Origin of the sequence: Limnobaculum allomyrinae, from assembly GCF_016649425.1 — a bacterium.
GTDB classification, from domain to species: Bacteria; Pseudomonadota; Gammaproteobacteria; order Enterobacterales; family Enterobacteriaceae; genus Limnobaculum; species Limnobaculum allomyrinae.
In genome coordinates, this window is sequence record NZ_JADRCR010000011.1 from 79,907 (window position 1) to 90,773 (window position 10,867).

The 10,867-nt window shown below is 45.6% G+C and carries 10 protein-coding genes and 2 tRNA genes; 2 read left to right on the forward strand and 10 right to left on the reverse strand.

All coding sequences use genetic code 11. From position 1 onward, the window contains the following. Positions 1-5: 5 nt before the first annotated feature. The 7 genes from I2494_RS17715 to ilvL form a co-directional block, all read right to left on the reverse strand. Positions 6-695 (reverse strand): DUF2461 domain-containing protein, encoded by a 690-nt coding sequence (locus tag I2494_RS17715; RefSeq protein WP_218468398.1) that lies wholly within the window; start codon positions 693-695, stop codon positions 6-8. An 86-nt stretch (positions 696-781) separates the two neighbouring features. Continuing rightward, positions 782-2,326: a threonine ammonia-lyase, biosynthetic gene (gene ilvA / locus I2494_RS17720; protein WP_218468399.1), complete on the reverse strand. Its 1,545-nt coding sequence runs from the start codon at positions 2,324-2,326 to the stop codon at positions 782-784. Positions 2,327-2,331: 5 nt separating this feature from the next. Next, positions 2,332-4,182 carry a dihydroxy-acid dehydratase gene (ilvD, locus tag I2494_RS17725; RefSeq protein WP_218468400.1) on the reverse strand — a complete coding sequence of 617 codons (1,851 nt, stop codon included), beginning with the start codon at positions 4,180-4,182 and terminating at the stop codon, positions 2,332-2,334. 71 nt (positions 4,183-4,253) lie between these two features. Continuing rightward, a complete protein-coding gene (locus tag I2494_RS17730) occupies positions 4,254-5,183 on the reverse strand; it encodes a branched-chain amino acid transaminase (protein ID WP_130590086.1) in 930 nt (309 codons plus the stop codon). 20 nt (positions 5,184-5,203) lie between these two features. Beyond that, complete coding sequence (gene ilvM, locus I2494_RS17735) at positions 5,204-5,461, reverse strand: acetolactate synthase 2 small subunit (RefSeq protein ID WP_130590085.1); 258 nt, start codon at positions 5,459-5,461, stop codon at positions 5,204-5,206. Continuing rightward, complete coding sequence (gene ilvG, locus I2494_RS17740; protein WP_218468408.1) at positions 5,458-7,107, reverse strand: acetolactate synthase 2 catalytic subunit; 1,650 nt, start codon at positions 7,105-7,107, stop codon at positions 5,458-5,460. The genes ilvM and ilvG overlap by 4 nt, the downstream gene beginning before the upstream one ends. A 150-nt stretch (positions 7,108-7,257) precedes the next feature. After that, the gene (gene ilvL / locus I2494_RS17745; RefSeq protein WP_218468401.1) at positions 7,258-7,356 is read right to left on the reverse strand and encodes an ilv operon leader peptide; all 99 of its coding nucleotides are present in this window, start codon (positions 7,354-7,356) and stop codon (positions 7,258-7,260) included. Positions 7,357-7,683: 327 nt separating this feature from the next. On the opposite strand from ilvL, the gene I2494_RS17750 reads away from it, so the two are divergent. Beyond that, complete coding sequence (locus I2494_RS17750; protein WP_218468402.1) at positions 7,684-9,210, forward strand: YifB family Mg chelatase-like AAA ATPase; 1,527 nt, start codon at positions 7,684-7,686, stop codon at positions 9,208-9,210. Between the two features lie 25 nt (positions 9,211-9,235). Here the strand turns inward: I2494_RS17750 and I2494_RS17755 are convergent, their stop codons facing one another. Further along, on the reverse strand, positions 9,236-9,574 hold the full coding sequence (locus tag I2494_RS17755) for a DUF413 domain-containing protein (RefSeq protein ID WP_130590082.1): 339 nt from the start codon (positions 9,572-9,574) through the stop codon (positions 9,236-9,238). Positions 9,575-9,690: 116 nt separating this feature from the next. On the opposite strand from I2494_RS17755, the gene hdfR reads away from it, so the two are divergent. Continuing rightward, positions 9,691-10,527, forward strand: a complete 837-nt coding sequence (gene hdfR / locus I2494_RS17760; protein ID WP_218468403.1) for an HTH-type transcriptional regulator HdfR — start codon at positions 9,691-9,693, stop codon at positions 10,525-10,527. Between the two features lie 93 nt (positions 10,528-10,620). On the opposite strand, the gene I2494_RS17765 is transcribed toward hdfR, so the two are convergent. Then, positions 10,621-10,696 (reverse strand) — tRNA-Trp (locus I2494_RS17765). A gap of 52 nt (positions 10,697-10,748) precedes the next feature. Continuing rightward, a tRNA-Asp gene (locus I2494_RS17770) sits at positions 10,749-10,825 on the reverse strand. Between the last annotated feature and the right edge of the window lie 42 nt (positions 10,826-10,867).

Sequence of the window (10,867 nt, forward strand, 5' to 3'; positions counted from 1 at the left end):
TGCTATCACTCTTCAGGATTGCGTTTAATCATTTCCGCCCGCATCAGATAATGATAAAGGGGAGCCAATTGCTTAAAGCCCTTTTCTAACTGAGAAACCAGGCCGTTATTAAATACCATTTCCATCTCCTGACTGGTATGCATAACGGCAAATGACTTACGGTTATACCAGTTAGCAATGTTGGCATCCTGCTCTTTAATTAAAGGTCGTTTATAACTCTCACCCACCAGCTCAAAGGGGGATTTACTGCATTTGGCTACGGCTAAGAAATCTTTAGGCTCAGTGCGCATCAATAAACGGAGTACATCCATCGTTTGCCGACTGGCAGAGTAATAACCCAGGCCATAACGATAGAAATCAGGGGCAATTTCAAAAAAGTAGACCGGAGCATCTTTCCAGTCTTTGCTGTGTCGTTTGAAGGTTAGCCACATATGGCTGCGATAACGAGATTTATCATGGCTGAAGCGAGTATCACGATGAATTCTGGACAGGGTTTTACCAATTGCCGGGCGGGTTTCAAACTCTGGATCAATCAGCATCATGCACTGAGTCAGATCGGTCACCAGCGCACGAAAGGGGGTGAGTATCTCATCATCATAGATATGGCGATGATCGTCGAACCAATCTTTTCTATTTTGAATTCTGACATCCTGTAAGAATGTTAGTCCCCGCTGGCTAAACCCATTGAATTGCATTATCGCTCCTGCCCATTAGCCCATCATCAGAAAAACCAAATGCTGCCGAGTATCATTCTTCAACAGCATTCAGATAATTGCCCTGATTATCCCGCCAGAAAGAAACGGAACGCCGGATTATCCGTCTCATCGTGGTAATCATACCCCAACTGTTCAAGATGCTGTTCAAACTCAGCATCATGCCCAACCAGTTCAAAAGCCGCAAGTACGCGACCGTAATCGGTACCATGGCTGCGATAATGAAACAGAGAAATATTCCAGTAGGTTCCCAGCGTCTGTAAAAACTTTAACAAAGCTCCACCAGATTCAGGAAATTCAAAGCTGTATAACCGCTCACTTAACGGTTTAGCCGGACGGCCTCCGACCATATAGCGAACGTGTAGCTTAGCCATTTCATCATCGGATAAATCAACGACCTGATAACCGTCATCACGCAATTCGCGGATAATCTCTTCTCTTTCAATCTGGCCTCTGGTTAAGCGAACCCCAACAAAAATACAGGCATCTTTATCACTGGCGTAACGATAATTAAACTCAGTCACTGAACGGCCACCTAACAGCTGGCAAAACTTCAGAAAACTGCCTTTCTGCTCAGGAATAGTGACTGCCAGCAGTGCTTCCCGCTTTTCACCCAACTCACAGCGTTCAGAGACATAGCGCAAACCGTGGAAATTCAAATTAGCACCGGACAAAATACAAGCCAGACGTTCTCCTTCCAGATTATGCTGTTCAGCATATTTTTTCAGGCCCGCCAGCGCTAACGCGCCCGACGGTTCTGCAATCGCCCTGACATCTTCAAATAAATCTTTTACTGCGGCGCAAATTGCATCGCTGTCGACGGTAATAACATCATCAAGATATTCACGGCACAGGCGGAATGTCTCATTACCAATACGTTTTACCGCTACACCATCGGCAAATAACCCTACTCGCTCAAGATCAACGGGCTGCCCGGCATTCATTGCCGCCACCAGACAGGCAGAATCTTCAGCTTCAACGCCAATAATTTTAATTTCTGGCATCAATTGCTTAATCAATACCGCTACGCCGGCGGCCAATCCACCACCTCCCACCGGAACAAAGACACGATCAAGATGCGCATCCTGTTGGATCAACTCCATACCAATGGTGCCCTGCCCGGCAATCACTGCCGGATGATCGAACGGAGGAATAAAGATATAGCCTTCCTGTTGAGACAGGGCGATGGCTTTGGCTTTCGCCTCATCAAAGTTAGCGCCGTGCAACAGCACTTCGCCACCAAAGCCACGTACAGCATCAACTTTAATATCCGGTGTCGTTAACGGCATAACAATCAGAGAGCGAATACCCAAACCTGTCGCAGACAACGCAACACCCTGGGCATGATTTCCTGCTGAGGCCGCAATTACACCATTGGCTTTCTGCTGCTCATTCAGCCCGGCGATCATCGCGTGTGCACCGCGAAGTTTGAAACTGTGTACCGGTTGTCTGTCTTCACGCTTTACCAGCACAGTATTATTCAGACGAGCTGAGAGCTTATTCATCACCTGTAATGGCGTAACCTGAGCTACGTCATAAACCGGGGAACAGAGCACGGCTCGCAGATATTCTGCACCTGTCGGTGCAGAAGAGAGTGGTAATGGAACTGCCATAACAGTTAGCCTCCCAGCTTACTTTTATCCCTGACGGCGCCTTTATCTGCGCTGGTTGCTAAACTGGCATAGGCACGTAAAGCGAATGATACCTGACGCTCACGAGCCGCTGGCGTCCAGGCTTTGTCACCACGGGCAACTTCTGTCTGACGGCGGCTGGCTAATTCACTGTCTGATACATCCAGCACAATACTGCGTTTTGGAATATCAATATCAATCATGTCGCCATCACGAACTAAACCAATTAAACCGCCATTGGCTGCTTCCGGCGAGATATGACCAATAGACAATCCGGAGGTACCGCCAGAGAAACGGCCATCGGTGATCAACGCACAGCTTTTACCTAATCCCATGGATTTCAGGAACGTCGTTGGATACAACATCTCCTGCATGCCGGGCCCACCCTTTGGACCTTCATAACGGATAACGACGACATCACCGGCAACCACTTTCTTACCCAGAATAGCGTCAACGGCATCTTCCTGACTTTCATATACTTTTGCCGGGCCACGGAATACCAAATGTTCATCATCAACACCGGCCGTTTTAACAATACAGCCATCCACCGCCAGATTACCATTCAGCACCGCCAGACCACCTTCCTGACTGTAAGCATGCTCTTTATCTCGGATACAGCCTTCTGAACGATCGTCATCCAGAGAATCCCAGCGACAGTCCTGAGAGAAAGCCTGAGTGGTACGAATGCCTGCCGGGCCTGCACGAAACATGGTTCTTACCGCATCATCATTGGTACGCATTATGTCAAACTTGTCTAACGTTTCCGTCAGGTTCAGCCCCATAATGTTCTTTGTATTGCGGTTTAGCAGATTGGCACGTTCCAACTCACCCAAAATCCCAATAACACCACCGGCACGATGAACATCTTCCATATGGTATTTTTGGGTACTTGGAGCAACCTTACATAGTTGAGGAACCTTGCGTGATAAACGGTCAATATCATTCATGGTGAAATCAACTTCACCTTCCTGTGCCGCAGCCAGAAGATGCAATACGGTATTGGTTGAACCACCCATGGCAATATCCATCACCATCGCATTTTCAAATGCAGCCTTATTAGCAATAGCGCGAGGCAATACGCTTGCGTCATCCTGCTCATAATAACGTTTGGTTAATGCCACAATCTCTTTACCCGCATTCAGGAAAAGTTGCTTACGGTCTTTATGTGTAGCTAACAGAGAACCATTTCCTGGCAGCGCTAAGCCCAGTGCTTCAGTTAAACAGTTCATAGAGTTGGCAGTAAACATACCGGAACAGGAACCGCAGGTAGGGCAGGCAGAGCGTTCTATTTGAGCACTGTCTTCATCGCTGACATCAGGGTTGGCTCCCTGAATCATGGCATCAATCAGATCCAGCTTGATGATTTTATCTGATAGCTTAGTTTTTCCTGCTTCCATCGGGCCGCCGGAAACAAAGATTACCGGAATATTCAGGCGCAAAGACGCCATTAACATCCCCGGAGTAATTTTGTCACAGTTAGAGATACACACCATCGCGTCAGCACAGTGAGCATTCACCATGTATTCTACCGAATCGGCAATCAGTTCCCGGGAAGGAAGAGAATAGAGCATGCCTCCGTGCCCCATCGCGATGCCATCGTCCACCGCAATAGTATTGAACTCTTTAGCAACGCCGCCTGACTCATGAATCTGATCGGCAACCAGCTTACCTAAGTCACGTAAATGCACATGGCCCGGAACGAACTGTGTAAAAGAGTTCACCACGGCAATAATTGGCTTACCGAAATCAGCATCGGTCATACCCGTTGCGCGCCATAGCGCACGGGCTCCTGCCATATTGCGACCATGTGTAGTTGTAGCTGAACGATACTTAGGCATGCTTTATTCACTCCCGTTGTTTTATCCGGGCGGAGTTACTCCGCCCGTTGGTATAATGTTTGCTTTATTTATTATTGATTTACTAAGTCTAACCAGCCATATTTATCTTCTGTCTGACCATTGAACAGACCAAAGAAGCGCTGTTGAATTTGCTTAGTAATAGGGCCACAGCGGCCAATTCCGACTTCAATACCATCAACACTGCGTACTGGTGTAATTTCAGCAGCAGTACCGGTCATAAACACTTCATCAGCAAGATAGAGTGACTCACGAGACAGAACTTGCTCACGAATTTCAAAGCCCAGATCTTTAGTTAACTTCATGATGGCATCACGAGTAATTCCTGGCAGAGCCGCAGAAGTTAAGGTTGGGGTAAAGACTACGCCATCTTTAATAATGAAGATGTTTTCGCCCGCACCTTCTGAAACATAACCATGCACATCCAGAGCAATACCTTCGGTATAGCCATGGCGACGAGCCTCACTACCAACCAGTAAAGAGGAAAGGTAGTTACCACCCGCTTTCGCTGCCGTTGGAATGGTATTTGGTGCAGAACGGTTCCATGAAGAAACCATTGCATCGATGCCCTGATCCAGAGCTTCTTCTCCCAAATAAGCTCCCCAAGGGAAAGCCGCAATGATGACATCAGTTTTGTATCCTGGCGGTGGGTTAACACCCATACCAACATCACCGATGAATACGAGCGGACGAATATAAGCGCTAGTCAGATTATTTTTGCTTAATGTTTCCCGACAGGCTGCCATCAATTCATCTACGGAGTAAGAAACCGGCATACGATAAATTTTTGCAGAATCACGCAGACGCTGCATATGTTCGCGATGACGGAAAACCGCAGGGCCTTTGTGAGTGTTATAGCAGCGCACACCTTCAAATACCGAAGTACCATAGTGTAATGCATGAGACATCACGTGAACTTTTGCATCAGCCCATGGGGTCATTTCGCCATTGAACCATATGTAGTCTGCTTTCTTCGTACTCATTGTCTCTATTCCTTGTCGCGCTATGCGCGTATTTGTTGTGATGTTTGATTGAGGATCTCAACGCTGTTGACATCCGCAAGTTTAGTTAACTGAGAAGATAATAAATTGACAGGACGCTCACTGGAAACGGTTAAATGAATATTTATATTATCTCCATTACCTGTCTGATTCATGTTCATTTTGCACACTCGAAAACCTCTGTGGCGAACAACCCGCAGTAGACGTTCTAAAACCTCAGAGCGGAAGCGAGTTTGAATATAAAGTTGATGTTCTGTCATGATACTTTCTCCAGCATGGTTTCGTTACCAGCACCTGGCGGAACCAGAGGCCAAACATTTTCTAATTCATCGATTGAGACGTGAAGCAAGTAAGGACCTTCGCTGGTTAACATTGCATTTAAAGCATCATCAACCTGATCTTTACGCGAAATACTCTGTCCTGGAATACCAAACGCGCTGGCCAGTACCAGAAAATCCGGATTATCAGATAAATCGGTTTCACTATAACGTGCATCAAAAAACAGTTGCTGCCACTGTCTCACCATCCCCAGACGCTGGTTATCTACTAACACCATTTTTATCGGCAATTTTTTGCGCTTTATCGTACCCAGCTCCTGCACGTTCATCATGAAAGAGCCATCCCCTGAAACACAGATCACCATGTCATCAGGACGAGCCATTTGTGCACCAACCGCAGCCGGAATACCAAAGCCCATGGTTCCTAAACCACTTGAGGTAATAAAGTTTTCCGGGCGACTGAATGACATATGCTGAGCGCTCCACATCTGATGCTGTCCCACATCAGTAGTGATTACGGCGTTTTCAGGTTTTTTATCAGAAAGTTGTTTTAACAATAGCGGGGCATAGATAGGTTGGCCAGGATGGTCATAGCGGGCAGCAAATTCGTTTTTCATTGTCATTACCGATTTGCGCCAGCTCTCGATGGACATCGGCTGCTGTAACGCAGGTAATATCTCATTTAAATCACCCTGCAAGGCAACATGAGGTGTTCTTAACTTACCTAATTCGGCCGGGTCGATATCCATATGGATAACTTTGGCATTTGGTGCAAAAGCATTAAGTTTACCGGTTACCCGATCGTCAAAACGCACCCCGATAGCCACTAACAGATCACAGTCCTGTACGGCTAAGTTACTGGCTTTGGCACCATGCATTCCCAGCAATCCTAAATAACATGGATCTTGAGCATCAAAAGCGCCTAAACCTTTCAGAGTCGAGACACCCGGCATTCCCGTAACGTTAACAAAGGTACGTAATGCATCAACCGCCTGAGCCATACCAACGCCACCACCAACGTATAATATTGGCTTTTTGGATTGTGTAATCATCTCTCTGGCTAACGCCAAATCAGCATCAGCAACTTTAGGAAGTTCTTCAACAGAGAACAGTGCTGGCTTGAGGTGATCTCCTGCAGCTAACTGAATGTCTTTCGGAATATCAATAAGCACGGGCCCTGGACGACCGCTACAGGCGGTAGCGAAAGCCTGAGCAATGATGGCTGGCAGTTCTTCCAGTGACTCCACCAGATAGCTGTGTTTAGTGCAGGCCAACGATAATCCTAAAACATCGACCTCCTGAAAAGCATCTGTGCCAATCAGTGGAGAAGCAACCTGACCCGTGATAGCCACAACGGGAACTGAATCCAATAACGCATCCGCCAGTCCGGTTATCAGGTTCGTTGCCCCCGGGCCTGAAGTCGCAATACAAACCCCAACTTTACCCGTTGCTCTGGCATAACCAAGAGCGGCTATCGCAGCACCTTGCTCATTGCGGCACAGCAAATGTTCAATACCGCCGTCAAACAACGCATCATAAACTGGCATAATAGCCCCACCTGGGTAGCCAAAAACCGTCTCAACACCCTGTTCGCGTAATGTATGTACAACCCACTGTGCCCCATTCATCATTCTTACCCCGTTTGTCTTCATGCTCAGAACAGTTTTTTATACTGTTTGCTTCGTTATGCTTTATGTTGTGTTTTGCTTGAATTTTTATTACGCATAAAAAAACCCCCGACTTCTCAGTGCGGGGGTTCTTGAATTTCAGACCACTAATCAGGTCATTCTTCGTCCAAGTGCTGCCCCGCACGGTGGGATAACAATCACCACCACACTAATAATTACGAGGCTAATCACTTGGCTTACAGACTTCATAGTTTCAATAAAATTCTTTATCAGTCGAACGAATGACTACAGAGTTATCATAGTTGTGTGTTAAGTGACAAGTTATTTTTTCATTCTGTTTTAAAACTCCAGAAGAATAAATTAAAAAATATCTTTATTTATCATTCAAATAAAACTCAATTCAGAATAAAATTTATTTTTCATCGATCGGGAACACAAAAAACCAGTGATATAAGCTATATAACTAGCAATTATTTGGAATATAAATCTAAAAAATAAAGCTCCGTTCTAAAATAAATAAAACTATCTCCCTCAAACCTGACAGGATCCGCTGAAAAATAAGTCGGATAATTCAGTATGTCATTAGCCATCGTTCACACCCGAGCATCAATAGGAATTCAGGCGCCGGCCGTCAGTGTTGAAGTTCATATCAGCAACGGAATGCCCAATTTTACTTTAGTTGGTTTACCTGAAATAACGGTAAAAGAGGCAAAAGATCGGGTAAGAAGTGCCCTGATAAACAGTGGATTTACTTTTCCACCTAAAAAGATCACGGTGAATTTAGCGCCGGCAGATTTACCCAAAGAAGGAGGGCGATTCGATCTACCCATTGCGTTAGCCATACTGGCAGCATCAGAACAAATCCCCGCGACAAAATTGCAGCAGCATGAGTTTTTAGGCGAACTCGCTCTTTCAGGAGAAATAAAACCAATCAATGGCGCAATACCGGCAGCGCTGGCAGCATCCAGAAACGAACGTATTTTGGTTCTCTCACAAGGAAATGCCACCGAAGTGGCGTTAATTGAACAAGGCAATAACCTGATTGCCACGAATCTGGCCGAAATATGTCATTACCTGTCGGATAATGAAACTACGCTTTGCAAACCGGCTAAACAAGCTATTCAGGATGATTCATTATCCTTACCCGACCTGAAAGATATCATTGGTCAGGAGCAGGCAAAACGAGCACTGGAAATTTCTGCTGCCGGAGGGCATAACCTTCTGCTACTCGGGCCTCCGGGTACTGGTAAAACTATGCTTGCTACTCGCCTTAATGCACTTTTACCTCCTCTAAGCGATCAGGAAGCCTTAGAGAGCGCAGCTATATCAAGCCTAGTCCATACACCACAAAATTCGTCAAACTGGCGTAAACGGCCTTTCAGAGCCCCTCATCATAGTGCGTCGATGGCTGCACTGGTGGGTGGCGGTTCAATTCCCAGACCTGGCGAAATTTCGCTGGCACATAATGGCGTGCTATTTTTGGATGAATTACCTGAATTTGAGAGAAAAGTACTGGATGCTCTCAGAGAGCCATTAGAGTCAGGTGAAATTGTTATTTCCCGGGCCAGTGCAAAAGTCTGCTTTCCAGCAAGAGTTCAACTGATTGCGGCAATGAACCCCAGCCCTACCGGGCACTATCAGGGGATACTCAGCCGTTCGAATCCTCAGCAAATTATGCGCTATTTAAACCGATTATCAGGCCCCTTTCTCGATCGCTTCGACTTATCTATCGAAGTACCGTTGTTGCCTCAAGGTGTATTAAGCCAGCGCAGGGAAGAAGGGGAATCCAGCCAATCTGTCCGGCAGCGAGTGCTGAATGCCAGAAAACTTCAAACCCAAAGAAGTGGCAAAGTTAATGCACAGTTAAGTAGCAAAGAGGTGGAATCAAACTGTAGGCTTAATCCGCAAGATGCGCTATTCCTTGAACATGCATTATTAAAACTTGGGCTTTCTGTTCGTGGATGGCATCGCATTTTAAAAGTATCCCGAACTATCGCTGATTTATCCGGTAGTGAAGAGATAAGCAGAAGCCATATTGCTGAAGCATTAAGCTATCGTTGTATGGATCGGCTACTGTTGCAACTTTATAAAGCAGTAGGATAAAAAACGGGGCGTTAAGCCCCGTTAGTTAATCATCAGTGTCGTTAAAGTCTTCGACAGTATCTACCTGTGGCTTACCACCAGATAGCGTATGGAAGCGCTTAGGACGACGAATACGATCAAGGTATTTAATCCATACCTTTTCAGACTCAGTTGCAGGTTCACGCTCTCCACGGCAAACAGCGACGAATAGTTTTTCTTCTTCTGTTGCTGGTTCACGCTTGCCTAAATCAAGCTCATTAAAAGCATAACCTAAACGTTCTAGCAATTGAGCTTCTTTAATGGTGAAATCCCCATGGCGAGAAAAGCCTCGAGGATAATTTTTATTGTCAAAAAAACGATGCGTCGTAGTGAAGCTTTCCGCCATCTGACATACTCCTAAGTATCTAAATTAATGCCGTTATGGCGCGGAGTATTAGTGAGGCTTGCCGGTGTGTAAAACAAAAAATTTAAATCGTTACGATAAAATTATTTGGAGATAGTGTGGATACAGAATTACTGAAGACTTTTCTGGAAGTGAGCAAGACTCGTCATTTTGGTCGGGCTGCTGAATCTCTGTATCTCACACAATCAGCAGTGAGCTCTCGTATACGACTGTTAGAAAATCAGTTAGGCGTTAATCTTTTTACTCGCCACCGCAACAATATTCGGCTCACAGCCGCAGGCGAGCAGCTTCTACCCTATGCAGAAAATCTAATCATTACCTGGCAGCAGGCACGCTCGGCTATCACCAAAAGCAATCAAAAAAAGAATACGTTATCGATTGGCGCATTGCCTTTAATCTGGGAAACCGGCCTGACAGACTGGCTTGAATCGCTCTACTTAGTACATAAAAATTTACAGTTTGACGCCAGAGTTGCGCCACGAAATATCCAAGTACAGCAACTTCACGAAAGACAGCTAGATCTTTTGATTACCACAGAGCCTTCCAAAATGGATGAGTTGGTCAGTGAAAGGATAACCACAATCCCATTACAGTTGGTAATGTCTGAGCGAAAAACCAGTGATAAGAAAAGGGCCTATATCTCCCTTGATTGGGGAATCGACTTTTCACAACAGGAAAAAGAATGCTTTACGCAGGAGATCCTACCAATTCTGACAACCAGCTCAGCACTGATGGCAAAACAGCTGTTAAGGAATACCGCTGGCTGCACTTTTTTGCCTGAATCCTGGCAAAAACAACATCCAGAACTCAAACCTGTGTTACCACTTCAATCAATCAATCTTCCTTTATATGCAATTTGGTTGCAAAACAGCGAGCACCATCAATTGATTCATAAATTGATTAGTCGCTTCAACACTCCTGAGGAGACTGAATAACAGATTGATATTAATGAATTAATCTAAATTATTTAGCTAAATCGCAGACAATAAAAAACCCTTTGTTTTCACAAAGGGTTTTTTACTTTTTTATGGCAGGGGCGGAGAGACTCGAACTCCCAACACCCGGTTTTGGAGACCGGTGCTCTACCAATTGAACTACGCCCCTAAAGAACGCTTACTACTACGCCTGCTAATGTAGCAGGCATAATATAAATAAGTGGCGGAACGGACGGGACTCGAACCCGCGACCCCCTGCGTGACAGGCAGGTATTCTAACCAACTGAACTACCGCTCCACCGATTCTGTTTCCCTACCAGAACTTATTCTGATTCTGATA

Excerpts from the sequence above, each read along its gene's own strand:
- ilvL (WP_218468401.1), bottom strand. The coding sequence starts at position 7,356 with ATGAAGTCTGTAAGCCAAGTGATTAGCCTCGTAATTATTAGTGTGGTG.
- I2494_RS17750 (WP_218468402.1), top strand. The coding sequence starts at position 7,684 with ATGTCATTAGCCATCGTTCACACCCGAGCATCAATAGGAATTCAGGCG.
- I2494_RS17755 (WP_130590082.1), bottom strand. The coding sequence starts at position 9,574 with ATGGCGGAAAGCTTCACTACGACGCATCGTTTTTTTGACAATAAAAAT.
- I2494_RS17730 (WP_130590086.1), bottom strand. The coding sequence starts at position 5,183 with ATGAGTACGAAGAAAGCAGACTACATATGGTTCAATGGCGAAATGACC.
- ilvD (WP_218468400.1), bottom strand. The coding sequence starts at position 4,182 with ATGCCTAAGTATCGTTCAGCTACAACTACACATGGTCGCAATATGGCA.
- I2494_RS17715 (WP_218468398.1), bottom strand. The coding sequence starts at position 695 with ATGCAATTCAATGGGTTTAGCCAGCGGGGACTAACATTCTTACAGGAT.
- ilvG (WP_218468408.1), bottom strand. The coding sequence starts at position 7,107 with ATGAATGGGGCACAGTGGGTTGTACATACATTACGCGAACAGGGTGTT.
- ilvM (WP_130590085.1), bottom strand. The coding sequence starts at position 5,461 with ATGACAGAACATCAACTTTATATTCAAACTCGCTTCCGCTCTGAGGTT.
- ilvA (WP_218468399.1), bottom strand. The coding sequence starts at position 2,326 with ATGGCAGTTCCATTACCACTCTCTTCTGCACCGACAGGTGCAGAATAT.